At 50.0% G+C, this 18,976-nt stretch carries 14 protein-coding genes; 3 read left to right on the top strand and 11 right to left on the bottom strand.

Going from position 1 to position 18,976, the window contains the following annotated elements; translation table 11 throughout:
* Window positions 1–20: 20 nt before the first annotated feature.
* Entirely contained in the window at window positions 21–3,626 is a 3,606-nt protein-coding gene (gene smc / locus IPP66_18735; protein ID MBK9927311.1) for a chromosome segregation protein SMC, read from the top strand.
* 136 nt (window positions 3,627–3,762) lie between these two features.
* Here smc and IPP66_18730 read toward each other — a convergent pair whose 3' ends face one another.
* From IPP66_18730 to rpsF, 4 genes are all read right to left on the bottom strand, one after another.
* A complete protein-coding gene (locus IPP66_18730; protein ID MBK9927310.1) occupies window positions 3,763–5,055 on the bottom strand; it encodes a peptidylprolyl isomerase in 1,293 nt (430 codons plus the stop codon).
* A gap of 87 nt (window positions 5,056–5,142) precedes the next feature.
* The gene (locus tag IPP66_18725; protein ID MBK9927309.1) at window positions 5,143–5,451 is read right to left on the bottom strand and encodes a 30S ribosomal protein S18; all 309 of its coding nucleotides are present in this window, start codon (window positions 5,449–5,451) and stop codon (window positions 5,143–5,145) included.
* A gap of 19 nt (window positions 5,452–5,470) precedes the next feature.
* Window positions 5,471–5,887 carry a single-stranded DNA-binding protein gene (locus IPP66_18720; GenBank protein MBK9927308.1) on the bottom strand — a complete coding sequence of 139 codons (417 nt, stop codon included), beginning with the start codon at window positions 5,885–5,887 and terminating at the stop codon, window positions 5,471–5,473.
* A 56-nt stretch (window positions 5,888–5,943) separates the two neighbouring features.
* On the bottom strand, window positions 5,944–6,225 hold the full coding sequence (rpsF, locus tag IPP66_18715) for a 30S ribosomal protein S6 (protein MBK9927307.1): 282 nt from the start codon (window positions 6,223–6,225) through the stop codon (window positions 5,944–5,946).
* Window positions 6,226–6,415: 190 nt separating this feature from the next.
* Here rpsF and IPP66_18710 point away from each other — a divergent pair, with 190 nt between their 5' ends.
* A complete protein-coding gene (locus IPP66_18710; GenBank protein ID MBK9927306.1) occupies window positions 6,416–7,765 on the top strand; it encodes an aminotransferase class III-fold pyridoxal phosphate-dependent enzyme in 1,350 nt (449 codons plus the stop codon).
* 37 nt (window positions 7,766–7,802) lie between these two features.
* Here IPP66_18710 and IPP66_18705 read toward each other — a convergent pair whose 3' ends face one another.
* Window positions 7,803–9,227: a beta-N-acetylhexosaminidase gene (locus IPP66_18705; protein MBK9927305.1), complete on the bottom strand. Its 1,425-nt coding sequence runs from the start codon at window positions 9,225–9,227 to the stop codon at window positions 7,803–7,805.
* Window positions 9,228–9,287: 60 nt separating this feature from the next.
* On the opposite strand from IPP66_18705, the gene IPP66_18700 reads away from it, so the two are divergent.
* A complete protein-coding gene (locus IPP66_18700) occupies window positions 9,288–10,049 on the top strand; it encodes a hypothetical protein (protein ID MBK9927304.1) in 762 nt (253 codons plus the stop codon).
* On the opposite strand, the gene recJ is transcribed toward IPP66_18700, so the two are convergent.
* The 6 genes from recJ to IPP66_18670 all read right to left on the bottom strand — a co-directional run bounded on the left by recJ (window position 10,027) and on the right by IPP66_18670 (window position 18,930).
* Entirely contained in the window at window positions 10,027–12,312 is a 2,286-nt protein-coding gene (gene recJ / locus IPP66_18695; protein ID MBK9927303.1) for a single-stranded-DNA-specific exonuclease RecJ, read from the bottom strand. The two genes, IPP66_18700 and recJ, sit on opposite strands and share 23 nt — an antisense overlap.
* A gap of 104 nt (window positions 12,313–12,416) precedes the next feature.
* Window positions 12,417–13,343, bottom strand: a complete 927-nt coding sequence (locus tag IPP66_18690) for an alpha/beta hydrolase (GenBank protein ID MBK9927302.1) — start codon at window positions 13,341–13,343, stop codon at window positions 12,417–12,419.
* 4 nt (window positions 13,344–13,347) lie between these two features.
* Window positions 13,348–13,962 carry a TetR/AcrR family transcriptional regulator gene (locus tag IPP66_18685; GenBank protein ID MBK9927301.1) on the bottom strand — a complete coding sequence of 205 codons (615 nt, stop codon included), beginning with the start codon at window positions 13,960–13,962 and terminating at the stop codon, window positions 13,348–13,350.
* A gap of 80 nt (window positions 13,963–14,042) precedes the next feature.
* Window positions 14,043–15,422, bottom strand: a complete 1,380-nt coding sequence (locus IPP66_18680) for a tryptophanase (protein ID MBK9927300.1) — start codon at window positions 15,420–15,422, stop codon at window positions 14,043–14,045.
* Between the two features lie 205 nt (window positions 15,423–15,627).
* A complete protein-coding gene (locus tag IPP66_18675) occupies window positions 15,628–18,147 on the bottom strand; it encodes a DUF4062 domain-containing protein (protein MBK9927299.1) in 2,520 nt (839 codons plus the stop codon).
* 513 nt (window positions 18,148–18,660) lie between these two features.
* On the bottom strand, window positions 18,661–18,930 hold the full coding sequence (locus tag IPP66_18670; protein MBK9927298.1) for a hypothetical protein: 270 nt from the start codon (window positions 18,928–18,930) through the stop codon (window positions 18,661–18,663).
* Between the last annotated feature and the right edge of the window lie 46 nt (window positions 18,931–18,976).

Raw genomic sequence — 18,976 nt, 5'->3', positions numbered from 1 at the left:
CGTAAATTGAAAATCATCTTATGCCTCTTCGCCTAAAATCTCTGGAATTACAAGGTTATAAAACGTTCGCATCAAAGACCAGCTTTGAGTTCGCGAGCGGAATCACTGCCATTGTCGGGCCGAACGGTTCGGGCAAATCGAACATCGCGGATGCGCTTCGCTGGGTGTTGGGCGAACAGTCCTATGCGCTGTTGCGCGGCAAGAAGACGGAAGACATGATCTTCAATGGCTCCGAGCATCGCGCGCGTGCCAGTATGGCTTCGGCTCATATTGAGTTCGACAACACGAATGGCTGGCTTCCTGTGGACTTTACGGAAGTGGCTATGACGCGCCGCGCGTATCGTGATGGCCATAACGATTATTTACTCAACAATCAACAAGTCCGTTTGCGCGATTTGAATGAATTGCTTTCTGCCTCAGGTTTGGCAGACCGCACCTACACCATCATGGGGCAGGGACTTGTGGACGCGTCGCTGGCCTTGAAGGCGGAAGAACGCCGCAAGTTGTTCGAAGAAGCGGCGGGCGTAGGTTTGTATCGTACACGCCGCGAAGACGCATTGAAGCGACTTGAAACTACCATGCGCAACCTCGAACGCGTTTTGGATATTATGTCTGAGCTGGAACCGCGTTTGCGGAGTTTGGAACGTCAGGCTAAACGTGCTTCGGAATATTTGCGTGCGCAAGCTGATTTGAAGATCATTCTGCGCGAGTGGTACGGGTATCACTGGCACAAAGCGCAACAGGAATTGACCGATGCGCGCGAAGTTGTCAAGGCGCAGGAAGCTCGCTTGCTAGAGACTCGTGAAGAACATGCAAAGGCGCAGGCCGAATATAACTCCTTCCGCGAGAGACTTTCGGGATTGCGCACCAAGCTGAACACATGGCACCGCGAGTCTTCTGAACTACACAGTCAGCGTGAAGAAGTGAGTCGTGAACTGGCTGTATTGGAAGAAAGACGCCGTGCATTGATCGCCTCGCAGACTTCTGTGATCGCCGACCAGGATCGCGCCTCTGACGAAGAACGCGTAGCCCGTGAACGCCTCGTGGAAGTGGAGCAGGAAGTTGCGCGCCTCCAAACAGAATACGAAGAAGCGCAGAAACAATATGAAGAAGTGCAGAATTCGTTGCAGTCGCGTCAGGTGGAGCGAGTTTCTCTTGAAGAGAAGCTGCAAACGGCTCGTCAACAGATCGAAAAATGGAATACACAACGTGCCGAAGCACAGGCACGTCTTGATGAATTAAAGTCGCGCCTTGAATCGTTGAAGGCACGTATGGATTCGGCAGGCAAAACGATTCAATCGGCTGAGACCCTTGCACGCGAAGCCAGTGATGCCTACGGAAACGCACGTTTGAAGCGCGAAGAGTTGGAAGGCCAACTCAAACAGGCTGAGGAAAAAGAAGAGAACGGCAAAAAGGAAATGGAACGGCTGGAAGCCGAAAGGCGTGCCAGCAATGATGAACGCACCAATCTTCTTTCTGCCCATACGCGCATCAAGACCCAGCTTGAAGTGCTTGAACAGGCTGAGCAGTCTTTGGCTGGTTATGCGGAAGGTGCGCGCTTTTTGCTTGAAGCCGCGCAACAAATGAAACTTAAGGGCGCGCGCGGTGCATTGAGTGCAGCGCTGGATGTCCCTGCTGAATTGGAAATGGCGATCACTGCCGCGTTGGGTGATACGCTTGATGCGGTGATGCTCGATGCGAATGAGATCGAAGATGCCTTGCAACTGCTCGAATCGGATGACGCTGGACGCGCGGTTCTGTTGCCCCTTGAAGAATTTAATCGTCAAGCACTTTCAAGACCACTTGATGAGAATTGTTTAGGCGTTGCTTCTGAACTTGTCAACGCGCCTGACGATCTGCGCACAGCTGTGCAATTGATGCTCGGTCAGACATTGGTGGCTCGTGACCGCGCCACGGCCCGCCGTTTATTGAAGGAGATTCCGACTCACGCACGTGTTGTGACTCTGCGTGGAGAGGTCTTCCGTGGTGATGGCTTGATCGTGGCTGGGAAATCCGCTTCATCCTCTGCTTTGAGTCGTCCGCGCCAAAAAAGAGAGTTGACTGAATCTCTGGCCACGTTGGGCGTGCAGATCGATGCTTTGAATCAAGAAGTTGAGTCGCTTTCCGTGCGGATCAATGATGCACAACGCGAGTTGATCGAAGCTGGCAATGCGGCGCGCGAGGTACGTGTCAGAGTGGAAGAGGCTGAAGAAAACGAGAAGCAGGCCGGGCTGGAGTCTGAGGCGAAGCATCGTGAGTTGGAGTGGCAGAAGAGTCAGTACATCCAATTGAAGGCAGAAGCGGATGAGGCGGAAGCCATCCAAAAGAATTTGATCGAATCGCAGACTGTGATCGAGTCTGAATCTGTGAAGGTGCAGGACGATGTGCGTTTGACCTCTGCGCAACTGGCCGAAATGGATCTTGGCGAAGCACAGGGACAAGCTTCCTATTGGAGTACGCGTGTGGCTGTGGCGGAACGCGCGCTGGCCGATGCCATTGTAAGGAAAGAAGAAAGAGGGAAAGAGACAGAGAAGTTCGATGTGCGACGCTCTGAATTGGTTTCACGTTTGAGCGAGGCAGAGACATCGTTGAGCGGTTTGGATGCGAGCAAGAATGAACTGCATGAGCGCGAGAATGCGTTGCGTGAGCAGATCGAAACCTTGAATGTGGATATGAGCCCTGCTGAGAAAGAATTGGAAACAGCAGAAGTGGAAGAGGTTCGTTTACAGGATGTGGAAGCGAACGCACAACGGTCGCTTGCCACGGCTGAACGTTTACATGGACAGGTGCAGTTGGAACAGTTGCGCAAGCAAGAGGCGTTGGATAACTTGCGCCAGAAGATCACCGACGATTTTGGCCTTGTGATGTTCGAGTACGCAGATGATGTTTCTGGGCCAGTGCCTTTGCCGTTTGAAGGAATGGTCGAAGAATTGCCTGTTGTGACTGAAGTTTCCCCTGAGCTTGAGGTGCAGTTGACCCGTCAGCGTGCGCAGGTGCGGCGCATGGGGCCGATCAACCCGGAAGCGAAATTGGAATACGATAAAGAGTCGGAACGATATACTTTCATGAAAACGCAGGTGGATGACTTGCGAAAGGCAGAGGAAGACCTGCGCAAAGTGATCGCTGAGTTAGATGAATTGACGCGACAGGAATTTTCCAAGACCTTTGACGCAGTGGATAAACAATTCCGCGCGATGTTCACCCGTCTGTTTGGCGGTGGTTCGGCACGCTTGGCGTTGACCGATCCTGATAACCTTGTAGAAACGGGTATCGAGATCGAAACGCGTTTGCCGGGCCGAAGAGAACAGTCACTAGGTTTGCTTTCGGGTGGTGAAAGAAGTTTGACGGCAGTTGCGCTTGTGTTTGCGTTGCTCAAGGTCTCGCCAACCCCGGTCTGCGTGATGGACGAAGTGGACGCGATGCTCGACGAGGCAAATGTAGGTCGCTTTAGAGATCTGTTGTTGGAGTTGAGCAAGGACACGCAGTTCATCGTCATTACACATAACCGTAACACGGTGCAGGCCGCAGACGTGATCTATGGCATCACGATGGGACGCGACTCTGCCAGCCAGATGATCAGTCTGCGCTTGGATCAAGTGACAGACGATATGTTGAAGAGGGGATAGGGGATGTAGGGGCGACCCGCCCCAAAACATAGGCTCTCTCAATTTCTCTTGAAGGGTCGCCCGTACGTTAGTGTAAATAAAAAAAGCCCGTCTCGTAATGGAGACGGGCTTTTTTTGTTCAAACGTAGCGTATTACTTATTGGATCGTAAGTTCGGTGGGAAGTGCAGGGATTTGACCCTTCCACGTCGTATCGTTCTTGGTAACTTTCGCTCCCTCAAGTATGGTGGAAAGCCAATCGGTAAATGCGGTATCGCGATTTCTTTGTAGCTGATCGGCTGTGAGAGGAAGATCTTGTCTATCAAGGACCTGAATGATGTGATACCCGAACTGGCTCTTGACGGGCTGTCCAATTTCACCGACCTTCTGGGTGTATGAGGCCGTTTCAAACTCGGCGACCATCATACCTCGTGTGAACCACCCGAGGTCACCACCGTTGACGGCGGAACCGGTGTCGGTTGAATATTGTTTGGCGAGCTCAGTAAAGTCGCCACCAGCCTTGAGCTGGTCCAACACTTGTTGTGCCGTAGCTTCATCTGCCACGAGGATGTGGCGCGCATGGACCTGCTCAGCTGTGGTGGGCACATCTACGGTGATCTTTTCCTGCATCTTGTTGCGCAAAATGAGGTTCTTGTACACCGAGCGGAATGTGGCTTCTGTAATACCGTAAGCCTTGTATTGATCAAGAGTTTTCTGGTATTCCGCTTTGTAGCCATCCAACGTGAAGGGTGTTGCTGTTGGAACGCTCTCCGGCACAAATGTAGGAGTGGGAGGCGCTGCAGTGAACGTAGCGGTTGGGTTGAGCACAGGTGTGGATGTGGGCTCTGGTGTGGAAGTTGGCGCTTCGGTGGGTGTTGCGGTGTGCGGGAAAAGTGTCAACTGTACAGAGCCGGGTGTGGGGTATTCGAAGGCCGTGGGTGTTGCCGTCGGCGACGGTGTTCCATTCGGGTAGAAACTGTAGGTCTGTTCTTGAATGAACGTTTCCACTTCATCATCCGAGACGGTGATGCCAAGTTTTTCTGCTTCCTGGCGGATCAGAGCCTCATCCACGAGTTGGTCCACGATCTGTTGGCCGATGATCTCAGGGAATTGCGAAGAAGATTGCAGTTGTTGGATCTGTTGTGAATAATCCACCCCAAAGTTGTTCTGGAAGAAAATATATCTTTGATAGGTGTTGAACAGATTGACGCGTTGCATTTGGACGCGTTCCTGGAATTCAGCGACAGTGATCTTTTCACCGTTGACCACGGCTACAGGTTTTTGCTTTTGCAGGTAAGTGACGTCGAGAATACCGTACCCGATCAAGAGCGCGATCAACACGAACATGGCAATGGCCACTGTACGGATGATCTGTACCTGCCTGCGGTCCCGTTCGAGGCGTGCGACGTGTTTCTTTGTCAGGACTTTCGGCTTGCTGGTTTGATTGGTCATACAAATAACTCCGAGACGCGAAACGGGGCATGGACCGCGCTGTTCGAGCGCGACATGCCCCGCGCGTTCATTAGACTTTGGAAAATACTAGCGAGCGTCTTCGACGCGTTTCCCAGTGTAGGGAAGCAGGGCAATGTGGCGGGCCTGTTTGACGGCCGCGGCCACAACGCGCTGATGTTTGGCGCATGCGCCGGTTTGTCTGCGCGGGCGGATGGTGCCTTCTTCGGTTACATATTTTCTGAGAAGGTCAGTCTTTTTATAATCGATCGTCAGGGTTTTATCCGCACAGAACTGGCAGAACTTGGGCTTCGCAAAAAAGCGGGAGCCACCGCGTTCGCCACCGCCGCCACGTTCGCCGCGCGGTTGTCCTTCATATTGGTTTCTGTCTTCAGCCATTTCTTACTCCATTTGATATTTAAAAAGGAAATTCGTCTTCGTTCGTTTCGGGTGTGTTTTCAGCCATGGGCGTGTCGGAACCCGTATGGTTGTTATGGTCGCGCCGGTCTCCAAGCATCATCATTTCGTTGGCGACGATCTCAACGCTTGTATGTTTGGCGCCTTCTTTATCGTCCCATCGGCGGCTTTGCAGGCGTCCTTCGATGTAGACCTGTTGTCCCTTCGTGAGATATTGTTTGCAGATCTCAGCCAGGTTGCCCCAGGCGACGATATTGAACCATTCGGTCTCACTATGACGTTCACCATCAGCTGAATTCCATGAGCGGCTGACAGCCACGGTGAATGTAGTCACAGGTTTGCCTGATGGCGTATAACGCATTTCAGGTTCTTTTCCAAGATGACCAATGATCTGGACTTTGTTTAATCCTCGGCTCATAATGTTATTACTCCTTGATAAACCAGACCGGGTACCACGCGATATGGCAGATTAGGTTACACAACCGTTAACATGTGACGAAGCACAGGCTCTAAGTAGCGGATATTTCGCTCCAGATCGCCGGTTGACTTGGGATCAAGCGTGACGTTCAACAGAACATACTGACCTTCAGTTTGTTTGTGGATCGCGAAAGCAAGTTTACGGCGACCCCAAATCTCGGTCTTATCTACGCTTCCACCTGATTCGGTGACCCAGCCTTGAACACGTTCCAGAGCGCTTTTGAAAGCGGTCTCGTCCAGTTCGGGCTGGAGAATGCAGATCAATTCATATTTTCGCATGAGGGGTTCCTCCTTTCCATGGGATTGCTCCTGTTCAGACCGTAAGCCCGCCAGGAGCGGAAAGGCACGTTATATACGTACCATTTCGAACGGGCCGAAGTTTATCACAGTTCATAGAATCGGGGAGGGTTATAATCTGACAAAAAGACTTCGGAAGTCTCGAAGACTTCCGAAGTCTGATTGGAGCCCCATGTTCGATCTTCCGGACGATGAAATTCTTTCACTATCCAAGGAGCATGTCTTTTACACCTGGTCAGCGCAAGCAAAGGTCAATCCGATCGCTGTTCAGCGGGCGAAGGGTGTGTATTTTTGGGATGTGGACGATAAACAGTATCTTGATTTCAACTCGATGACGATGTGTGTCAACATCGGTCACGGGGATGAGCGCATTATCAAAACCATGCAGGAGCAAGCGGCGGAACTTCCATATGCCGCGCCGGGGATGACGACCAAAGTCCGTGCGTTGGCGAGCAAAATGGTTGCGGATATCACCCCGCATCAAGCCTTGACCAAAGTCCTGTTTACCCTCGGCGGAGCGGATGCCAACGAGAACGCTATCAAACTCGCACGCGGATATACCGGTCGCCACAAAATTTTGACTCGCTATCGCTCATATCATGGTGCGACTGCCGGTGCGATGGCCGCGACCGGCGATCCGCGCCGCGTCATCTGGGAACCGAACCTGATGACTGGCATCGTGCATTTTCTTGACCCGTATCGTTATCGTTCCACCTTCCATCGGACAAATCCTGATATCCCCGAAGAAGAATTCACCCGTGATTATTTAAATCACCTGGAAGAAATTATCTTATATGAAGGCCCCAAAACCATCGCAGCCATTCTCATGGAGTCGGTGACGGGCACGAACGGAATCATCATCCCTCCACAAGGATATATGCAAGGCGTGCGCGCTTTGTGTGACAAATACGGTATCGTCATGATCGCGGATGAAGTCATGAGCGGATTTGGCCGTACCGGCAAGTGGTTTGCCATTGAGCACTGGGATGTTGTGCCAGATATCATCACTATGGCAAAGGGACTGACCTCTGCGTATGCGCCATTGGGAGCGGTTGCCATGAAGCCAGAGATTGCGGCGGCCTTCAATGACACTCCCTTCGAAAGCGGACTCACGTACACATCACATCCAGTCTCATTGGCGGCGGCTGTGGCGAATATCCAGGCTATGAGAGAAGATAAAGTTATTGAGCATGCGGCAAGCATGGGGCCAGTGCTGAAGCGGATGTTGTCCGATCTGGGGGAGGCACATCCCTCAGTGGGAGATGTCCGCTCGATTGGGTTGTTTGGGATTTTGGAGTTGGTCAAGGACAGGAAAACGAAAGAACCGATGGCGCCGTGGAATGGATCATCGCCGGAGATGGTGGCGTTACGGAAATATTGTCTGGATCACGGCTTGTTTTTGTATACACACTGGCATACCGTATTAATCATTCCGCCGTTAATCATTAGCGAAGAGCAATTGAAAGAGGGTTTTGATGTTTTGGATAAGGCATTGGAGATCACGGACAAGGCAGTGAAATAAAAACTGGAGGTCACTTTCGAAAGTGACCTCCAGTTTTTTACTCCCAATCTACATCGGGTGATTTGAAGAAGTTGATATTCAACCTTTCCATGTGTTTGCCATGCTTTGCAAGGCGGACTTTGTATTCTTCCCACCCCAGATTTTTTGGTGACCATGCTAATTCAGCGAGACCGGGTAGACGTGGAAAGGCCATCAGCTCAATATCTTTCATCGTGACGAGAGTCTCTGACCAGATGGGCATTTCGAGACCAAGGATGTCGTTCTCCTCAAGTTGGTCCATGTAGCTACCGGGTTCCCAATCATAGGAGTCTTTCACGCTGATGTATCCCGCCCAATTCAGCCCAAGTGGGAATGTTTCATCGTATTTCATATCAAGATAGGTTTTATTTCCGGGGGAAAGGATGACTTTGCATCCCTGCTTTTTTGCATCTTGATAAGCCGCGCCTTGCCAGTGTTGCGCAAGAGTGCGTGAGTCCAGATCCGCTTCGCCGATCTCAGCCCAACCAACAGGGATCTTGTTGTGCGCGAACACGATCTCTTGGATACGTTTGATGAAGAGTTTATAGTCTTCTATCGGTGTGGACTTGGCCTCATCGCCGCCGATGTGGATGTAGGGTCCCGGTGTGATGGCGGCCAGTTCACCGATCACGTCGTTCAGGAATTTATAAGTAACTTCCATATTGATGCCGAGTGAACTGAATCCCACCTCGATGCCTTCGTACAATTCAGGCGCTTCCTCTGAGACATTGAGTTCGGGATAGGACGATAGGGCGGCGTTGGTGTGTCCGGGGGTGTCGATCTCAGGGACGATGATCACATAGCGGCTTTGAGCGTATTCCACGATCTCTTTGTATTGTTCTTGTGTGTAGAAGCCGCCGCCTCCGCCGTTGACCTGAGTCTTGGATCCGTGCGCTGTGAGGTTGGGCCATGATTTGATCTCAATGCGCCAACCCTGGTCGTCAGTGAGATGCAGATGCAGGCGGTTGATCTTGTAGTGCGAGATCAAGTCAATGTAGTGTTTGACGTCCTCCATGCTGAAGAAGTGACGTGCCACATCGAGCATCGCTCCGCGCCAAGGATATCGGGGAGAATCGGTGATTGAAAGGGCAGGCAGGCTGAAGGTCCGTTCTTGAGGCGTGTGAAAGAGTTGGCGAAGAGTCTGGATGCCGTAGAAAAATCCAGTGGGTTGATGTGCTTGTAGGGAGAGCCCATCAGAAGAAATATTGAGTCGATATCCTTCTTCTCCAAGAGTTGTATCGTCTATCAACTCAAGTTTGATATCCCCTTCATTTTGATGTGTGGCGATTTCAAACCCCGTGAGTTTTTGAATGTGTTCTATGAGTGTGTTCGCAATGGCGATGATCTCAGGATTGTTCGTTGTGGCGATTGTTGTAGTGCTGGTGATCGTAAAATTCCCTTCTGATGGCGAGATGTTTGCGGGGTGGGGTATTATGGTATACATGTTGTGTGGTATCCTCCCGCACATGATAAGCGCAATTTACTTATCTCACAACAATGAGCTATGAATAAAAAACTTTCCATTGATATTGGCGTTATTGCCCCGATCTTATTAGGTATTTTTTCCCTGTTGGGAATTTGTATTGTCGCTGGCGCGTGGCTTTATAAAGGTCAACGCGCACCTGCACAGGTTGCCGCAACAGCGACACCGTTTCGTTACGTGTATTTAGGCACAGAGCCTGGCCTTTCCACGCTGACGCCCGAGCCGACAGCAACCCTTGTGATACTCTTACCACCAGAGGAGACGGATGAGCCTGAGTTCATATTGACATCAGAACCTCCGCCTATTGCATTACCAACCACAAATACAAATAATAGTTCTCCCACGCAAACACCTGTGAAAAATACAGCGGCGACGATCACGCCGACCATTCAGGCTGTGTTGAGCAAGGTGGACGATACATATTTCGAGATCATATATGATGGCGAATGGGTGGAGCAAGACAATGTAACTGGCGCGCATCAGAACACGCTTCATATTTCTTTCACGGCGGGGAATGCGGCCCTATTCACATTTGTGGGGCAACAAGTGATCGTTTCCTATCAGGCGGGGCCAAGCCTCGGAAGTATCAATATCAACCTGGATGGTACGGAGTATCCGGTCGATCAATCCAATAGCGCAACAGAATCGATGGATTGGCGTTCGCCTGTTCTTACGCGCGGCACACATACACTGTATATCGAGCATTCCACCGGCGGCTCGGTCAACATCGACTCGATCTCCATCCCTGATCTTTCGACGCCTACTCCGACTCCAAACCCATAAGATTATTGACATCCGCTTTCGCAAAGTGTGCACGGTATGCGGCCGTTTCTTCCAGGATTCCCTTCACTGCCACATACAACTCTTTGCGGACATATTCATTCCCCTCGCCGTTCCCTGTGGATAAAGTCAACGCTTCCTCCTCAGGGACGATTGATACGTGTCCCCCGGCCGCCAGCCACTCCAAGCCGATTCGTACGGCGCTCTCGCGTTGTGCCATTGCAACGGCAAGCTCACGCGCAGAAGTTTTTCCCTCTTTGTTGTTGATCACATATTTGACCATGCCCGCCAGTTGCGAAAGGAATTCGTCTGTCTTTTGCGGAGCAGGTGAAATACCAAGCACGTAAACTTTTTGGGGTTTCACACGTTCCAACACGGTGCGCAAATCCGCGAGCGATGGGGGAGTTGTGTAAATAGCAAACTCATTGGCCTTTTGTAAATCAAAACGTGACTTGCCTTTGGCTTTGTCTGCGCCTTCAGCCCAGATCAACGTTTCAACGTTCGAACGTTCAAACGTTGAAACGTGTAGTCGCAGATCGACAACTTCGAGCTTGGAAGGTTTGACCTCAATGGGCTTCTCTTCTGTGACTCGGAATTCTTCGAATTGCAATGTGACTTGCTTTTCGCCACGAAATGTGGAAGCGCGTAAGGAGTAGGCAATATCGAATTTGGTCCCGTTTTCTGGGCGTTCCTCTCCTGCGCCACTCCACCATAAAATATTTTGTGTTTTTCCCGTTTCATCTTCAACGGTCAAGCGGAGATGTTCCTTTGTTTTCCCCAGCGTCGCAACGGACTTCATCGTTACGTTGCGCGTGGCGAGGGTCAACTTGGGGTTGCCTGCGCCGAAGGGAGCCAACATCTCAATGGAATCTGCCAATCCGAGATTGACCTCGTCAAGGTTCAGCCATGCGTCTATTTGCAGGGTCGGTTCTTCGCGAATGATCTCACCGAGTTGTTTTTCGATGGCTCTGCCAAGTCCTTTGCGGAAGGAAACAAGATTGTCTTTTTGAAGCGACACTCCCGCCGCCATGGGATGCCCGCCGAAGCTCATCAATAGATCTTTGTTCGCGGTGATCGCTTCGGTGATGTGGAGTCCGTCCACGGAACGGGCAGAGCCGCGCAAGATGCCATCTTCTGATTCGGTGAGAAGGAGCGCGGGTTTGTGGTATCGATCCACAAGACGGTTGGCGACAATGCCGACGACACCGCCTGGCCAATTGGGGTGCGACAACACGATCGCTGGTTCGGTCAATAACTCAGGGTTCTCACGCAGTTGCGCCTCGGCGGCTTCTGTGACCTGACTCGTCAATAACCTGCGTTGTGCGTTGAGCCCTTCGATCTGTGCGGCAAGTACGCGAGCACGAGCAGGGTCAGTGGTCAATAACAATTCCACAGCGGGATTGGCGTCACCAAGGCGGCCGAGTGCATTGAGACGTGGTGCGAACGTGAAGCCAATGGTTTCCTCGGTCAGTGTTTCGAGATTGGTGTTGGAAAGTTCTGCCATCACTTTCAGGCCGAGGCGTTTTGTGTTGCGTAAAGCTTCAATCCCTTTTTGGGCGAGAGAACGCGTTTCACCTTTGAGTAGTGCGACATCAGCGATGAGACCCAATGCAACTAGATCAAGGAGCGAATCGCTAATTGCTAATTGCTGACCGCTAAAAGCTAATAGCGCTTCCGCAAGTTTGTATGCAACCCCAACACCGGCAAGATTTGCAAGCAAATGATCTGGTGGTAATAGTTTGGGGTTGACGATGGCTTTTGCGTTTGGAAGTGTTTCGCCGAGGTCGTGGTGGTCGGTGACGACTACATCCACACCGCGCGAGTTGCAGTAGTCAATGGCTTCGTGGGCAGTGATGCCTGTGTCACAAGTGACGATCAGCTTCGCGCCGTTATCGAGGATGGGTTTGAGGCTTTCAATGTGAACGCCATGACTCTCTTTGCCACGAACAGGGACGTAATAGACAACATTCGCGCCGATAACTTGCAGTGTTTGTACAAGCAGCGTTGTCGAAGTTTGTCCATCGACGTCGAAATCACCCCAAACACAGACTATATCACCTCTGCGTATAGCCAGATTGATAATGTGGACTGCTTTTTCGATTTCGGGAAACGGCGTGGAGGGAATTTCGTCGGGGTGGAGAAAAGAGCGGGCGGAGTCAGGAGTCAGAATCCCGCGTCGGAGGAGAGTTTGTTTGATGAGGAGGGGCAGGTTGAGGGTAGAAAGAGGCGATGTGTCTACGGGAAGAGGGTCAAGCCAGCGAGTCATATGTCCTAGTATCAGGTTTGAAGTGTTATGTGTCAAGTTCGATGAAAAAACGACCTTCATGAAAAATCACGAAGATCGTTTTATTTTCTTTTGTTGACAATGCCTTACAAGTGAAGGCGCTTCCTGATGAAGTTGCAGATCGCATCCATCTCTTGTGTGGCTTCAGGGAACATGGGTGCCATGAGTGGGTAGCAGTGGATCATTTTTTCTCCGACGGTCAGAGTGACATCGACACCCGCCAATTTTGCTTTTTCTGCAAAGCGGGTTGAGTCATCCAGCATGGTTTCGTAACCGCCGACATTGATATAAAGTGGTGGGAGCCCTTTCAGGTCACCATAGAGTGGTGATATCCACGGGTCTTCGGGGTTATGATCGCCGCAATAATATTTGCTACACACGTCGGACATGCCCCTCGGTGAAATGCAGACATCTGCTTTTGTGCGATAAGACTCGCCTGTTAGTTTTAAGTCTGTCCATGGCGAAAGGGCCACACCGGCAACTGGCAGTGACATTCCTTTATCGCGAAGCGCCAGCAGGGTTGCAAGGCAAAGCCCACCACCCGCTGATTCGCCCATGATTAAAATGTTTTGGGGCTTGAAGCCCTGATCGAGAAGCCATTGGTAGGCGGCAATTGAATCGTTCAACGCGGCAGGATACGGGTCTTCGGGGGCGAGGCGATGATTGAAGGTCAAGATGGTGACGCCACTTCGATCAGCAACCTTGGAGACAAATTGTCGATGGTCTGTGCAAGTTCCGCTGACGTATCCGCCTCCAACTGTATAGAGTATGACCTTGGTCTTGTCTGCGCCTGTGGGGGTGAGCCATTCAGCGTACATATTCCCGATCTGCGCAGGGGTGACTGTCACACTGGGCGGCATTTTGCTCGCCATCCTTGCATTGGATTCTTCGCAAAACTGACGAAAGGCCGGTATGGATGTGTTGAAGTCCCATGTTTCGGGTTTCAATTTGAATCGAAGCAAGTGACGATTTTTCATCGTGATGTATAAGAGTTGACTTTGAAAGCTTGGCATGATGTTATTTCCTTGTTTTGGTTCCGTTGAGAAAAATCTCCACACTCCGTTGAATGGCTTGTTTTGCAACGAAGGTTTTAGGATAGAGATACAGCTCTTTGACCGTCAGCATGAAAACGTACTCACATAGGTCTTCGAGCATCATGGTCGGCAGGTCACTGCGGAGTTCGCCACTTTCCTGCCCGAGACGGACGATCTCAGAAGAGATCAGTTGAAAGCCACTTTTCTCATCGCCTTCCTGATGGAAAGAGATCCACTGCTTCATGCGATAGACAGTGTATTTTTCAAAAATGACCTTTTGTGATTGGATGCCGGTCAGCAGGTCTGTGAACATGGCTTCCATGCGGGAGGCTGTATCGGGAAGCTTTTGTATTTTGGCGACTCGAACGATGGTTTGATCCTTGAAACCGCGACGGATGTACTCATCCAGAATCGCTTCTTTGACGGGGAAGTAGTTGTAGAGTGTGCCTTTGGCAATATCCACTTCTTCGGCAATCGTTTCCATGGAAACAGAGTCAAAGCCCTGGTCGCGAAACAGTTGCAAGGCGGTCGTCAGTATTTTTTTCTTCGTTTCTTCTTTTCTACGCTCGAGGCGGGACTCACCAACAGGGTGCGGCATTTTCTCTCGGTAATAAAATTGAACTACGTTCAAATTTGAACGTAGTTCAATTTTATTCATGCGGCTGATTTTGTCAAGGATTACAGCGGCTCAAACCTTGCCGTGAAATGACGTAATGCTTCGGGCGCATACGTGAACTTGTACCCGTGTAATTCATTCGCACGCGATTTGATATTTGATAAAGCATCCACCACATAATCAAAGTGACTTTGTGTGTAGACGCGCCGTGGAATGGTGAGACGAAGCAATTCAAGCTTGGGGTAGGTCCATTGATTTGTTTCAGGGTCGAGATGGGCGAACATGACCGAGCCAATTTCGACTCCACGGATGGCGCCTTCGCGGTAGAGTTCGACGCCAAGCGATTGCGCGGGGAATTCGTAGTTGGGAATGTGCGGCAGGAGTTGATTCGCAACCACATATACGGCGTGCCCGCCTGCGGGTTGAATGGTGGGAATGCCTGCATCGTTGAGGCGCTGTGCAAGATACGCCGTTTGCGCGATGCGATACGTGAGATACGATTCGTCCAAGCCTTCGTACAAGCCGACCGCCATTGCGTCGAGGTCGCGCCCTGCGAGTCCGCCATAGGTGGGGAAGCCTTCGCGCAGGATCAATTCGTTTTTGATGTTTTGGAATAACGTCTCATCGTTCACACACAACAAACCGCCGATGTTGACGATGGCGTCCTTCTTCGCGGACATGGTCATGCCATCGGCGAGCGAGAACATCTCACGGGCGATGTCTTTGACAGAAACATGTTCATAGCCAGGTTCCCGTTGTTTGATGAAGAAGCAGTTTTCGGCGTAGCGTGCCGCGTCGATGAAGAACGGGATTCCTGCCGCGTGGTAGACATCCGCCACTTGTTTGAGATTCTGCATTGAGACGGGCTGTCCGCCTCCTGCATTGTTTGTGACTGTGATCATCCCGAACGGAATTTTTTCACGCCCAACCTTTGCGATGAAGGCTTTGAGTTTGGCGATATCCATATTGCCCTTGAAGGGATGCGGATCCGCCGGGTCGGCGGCTTCGTCGATGACGAGGTTCACGGGGCGACCACCTCGCGCGCGGATATTGGCGTCGGTGGTGTCGAAGTGCATGTTGCTCGGAATGTGTTGACCGGCCTTTACCAAACACGCGGACAAAATATTTTCGGCGGCGCGTCCTTGATGCGTGGGGACAAAATGCTTGAAGCCGAAAATATCATCCACTGCGGCTTTGAGGCGATGATACGAGCGCGCGCCTGCGTAGGACTCATCGCCGCGCATGAGCGCCGCCCATTGTTCCTGACTCATCGCGCCTGTGCCTGAGTCGGTCAGCAGGTCGATGAAGATGTCTTCGGCGTTGAGGGCGAAGAGGTTGTAGCCCGCCTCTTTGAGCTTGGCTTCGCGTTCCTCACGCGGGACAAGGCGGATGGGTTCAACAACTTTGATGCGAAACGGTTCGGGGGGATAGGTCCTAGTCATTGTTTGCTCCTGGGTGATTAGACTTCCGAAGTCTCGCCGATCTTTGGCGTTTCGGAAGTCTTTAGGATTAATCTTGGGTAGCGAGCCTGGCGTGTGCCCCTGTGTGTTGCCATTCGGTCTCCAATGACTATTTCATTGTACGACTATTTCAGTTTTTGAGTTTGGTAACAAATGTCATGAAATTTGATGAAAATAAAAACGGACGTTATTTCACGATAGACTTCTGAGTTCTTTTGGGTTTTCGATGCACCTTCTTTTTGTTGGTTTGAGTTGCATTTTCGCAATTGCTAAGAATATTTTGTGCAGCATTCAAATCGTGGTACAAGCGTAGGCGGGTAAAAATCTCAACTGCACGACGAGCATATGGCAATGCTTTTCGGAATTGTTTTTTACGAAAATAAGTTTGCGATAGGTGATAGGATGACGTTGCAATAAAATCTAATCGCCCAATTTTCTCGCTTAATGTCAACGATTCGATTGCTAAGGCTTCAACCTTATCCCATTGTCCACGATGAATTGCAAGTTCAGCGAGATTATCTGTTATTCCCGCAATTTGCTCATCATCATTATTGTTCTTGGCAATATTTAGAGCTTTGCGAAAATTTATTTCGGCAGATTTGTAGTTTTTTAATCGACGATGAATTATTGCTAAATCGTTTAGAAGGACTATAACCTCTTTCATTTCTGGATTGATATTCTGATATATGGCAAGTGCTTCGTTAAATGCAGTCTTTGACACAGCCAATTCGTTTCTTAACTGATGCCCAAGCCCATGTAATCGTATAGCCGTTGCTTGTTCGCGCGGATTAGCTTTTTTCCAGTATTTTTTCGCACGTTTTGCGCATTCGAGAACTTTCTCAGCTTGCCCACGAAGAAAATATGCATACCCTGAATAAAATGCACTTAGTCCCGCTTCATGATCATCTTTGTTGTCAATAGCTTTTTGCTCTGTCATTTGATTTAATAATATTTCGTCATCCCATCTGCCAGTAAAATTTAAAAATTGATGCAAGAGGGTGCGTAGGACAAATAATCGTTTGCTATCTTCTAAAGCAATTTGATACCAGCTAGCTACAATGAAATGCCATTCATTATCTAAAGTTTCGAACCCCTCATAATTATGGTAACCATATTGTAGTGCTAACGCCAGTGCATGATCGGATAGCTTTTTTCCTGTCTGATTAACTGTTCTTAATCGTTTTTTGCGAATGAATTCAGCGGCTAAAGATGGTAAATAGTATTCTTGTTTCTCGTCATTGGATATTAGCACAGAGCGGTCAGACAAATCTTCTAGAGCAGTCTTAGCAGTGCCTTCTCCAAGACTTGTCATATCCATAATCCATTTGAATTTTGCTGGTTCGGTAAAGTGTGTAAGTGCTGCTAATGCTTTAGTTTCGCTCTTTGTGAAAGTCTCCAGCAAATCACCGAAGATATACTCAAGAGGGTCGTTGCCTACGGGTGCTTTGTTGATAAAGTTATAAGCTTGGGCAATAGTACGCATTGCGCTTCCATCCCGCCCAAGTTGTCCGCATGTCCACTTAATAAGTAATGGATTGCCATTAGTCATTTCGTAAAGTTTTTGATATTCTGTTTTGTTTTCACGTGCCAATCGTGGGTTGGTTTCAGCAAGTTTCTCAACTAGCTGTAAGGCTTCTACTTGCTCCAATCGGATAAGGCGGATAGCGCGGGCGTCAATATCAGGTCGTCTGCGTCGACTGGTGGCGATTGCTTTATTGCCTTCAGGAAGACGACTCAAAAAATGAAATAAACGACCTCGCTCATCCTCTCGGAGTGTTTCAAGATTGTCGAAGATAATGAGCACTTTCTTCCCTGCTATTGCCATGCGTAAGGGATTAGCTCTTTCTTCGGGTGCAAGACGGGGAATCGTTTCCTCTCCTAATTCCAATGCCAGCTCATTCAACATGGAAAAATAATTGTCTTGACTGAAATCTTTTAATGGCTTTTCGCCTTCAGGAGTCAATTCACGAACTTTGGCAGTGATAAAGATTTTTCGTTCGAAAAGATCGTTTGGCGCAAGGTGTGCGGCACGTATTGCAAGGGCGGTTTTACCGATACCGCCAGGTCCATCAATGAGTGCTCCCCAAGTGCGCGATTCAGGAGAAAGTGCTTCTTCTATTTCTCTTAGTTCTTTTTCCCGACCAAAGAAATATGGCTGATTTGGAAGTGTTGACCCGCGAACACCATCTTTTACCCCTCTTATTTCTACTTTTTTCGTTGATTTTCGACTCCTTGAAGTTTTTTTTGGGGTCTTCTTTTTCTTCCCGAGTTTTCCAATCGCGGCAACTACTTGAGAAGCAAGATTGTCAGGGGTTGTGAAATAAGCAGGTGTATGGTTATCGGATGCTCTTGATTTAAAACTATTGATTTTAGCTTGGCTCTTATCCATTAATTTTGGAAGCCAAGGATGACTCTCGTTTACAACAAAAACCAAAATTGGCAACTTCTTCTTCTCCGCATGAAGATACTCTTGTTCTGTAACTGAGGTTTTTGTGCCCTTGGGAACTGTGCCGTATCTGTAAGCATAAACTCCAACAAGAACATCGCATTTGTCGAGTTCTTCCAAAGACGCTTTAGTTGGCTCTTTGTCGAGCGCTCCAAAGATTTCCATGTGTTCAACTTTTTCGCCCATCGTTCGAAGTGCGTTGACAACAGCTTTGCGATGTTCAGTCAAGTCAAGGTAGGTGGATGAGAGAAAAACTTTCATATCAATGTCCCTTTTGTTGTACTCAAAGATTGATCAACGGCTGGTTCTTCTTTATGTATTCCGCATACAAATCCCCGGGCGGACAGGGGTCACAGCCGAGGCAGTGGTGCATGTCGTTGCCCGCACGGACGTAAACGTCCATGCTATTTGTACGAAGCCGACTCAAGTCGGCTCCCCCTGAAGGGGACTCGAGTCCGCTTGAGCGGACTTTGTAATTATAGCCCGTACGGTTTACCGTCGGGCGGGCGTTGGATGCGGTGGCGTGTGTCTCATGATGTTGTGGCCTGTTTCTTCTTCATGTATTCCGCGTACAAATCCCCGGGTGGGCATGGATCACAGCCGATGCAGTGGTGTATGTCGTTGCCCGCACGGACGTAAACGTCCATGCTATTCGTACGAAGCCGACTCAAGTCGGCTCCCCCTGAAGGGGACTCGAGTCCGCTTGAGCGGACTTTGTAATTATAGCCCGTACGGTTTACCGTCGGGCGGGCGTTGGATGCGGTGGCGTATGTCTCATGATGTTGTGGCCTGCTGCTTCTTCATGTATTCCGCGTATAAATCCCCCGGCGGGCAGGGATCACAGCCGAGGCAGTGGTGCATGTCCTTGCGGTCCACTTTGAAAGGGACGAAGATGTCTTTGTCGGCGGGATCTGAGTCGATGCGGAGTTGGGCGAGATAGCTGAGGAAGCATTCGCAGGTACTGCAAATGTCACGGGCGTGGGGGAATGAGTCTTCCGCTTGAGCGAGGAACGCTTGCAGTTCGTCACGGGTCAGTTTGGACATGCGTTAATTCTACAACTAAACGCGCTTGCGTCTGCGTTACAAATGT

This window comes from Candidatus Defluviilinea proxima (genome assembly GCA_016721115.1).
GTDB classification, from domain to species: Bacteria; Chloroflexota; Anaerolineae; order Anaerolineales; family Villigracilaceae; genus Defluviilinea; species Defluviilinea proxima.
Note: the sequence above shows the minus strand (reverse complement) of the source record. Positions and strands in the feature narration are given on the sequence as shown.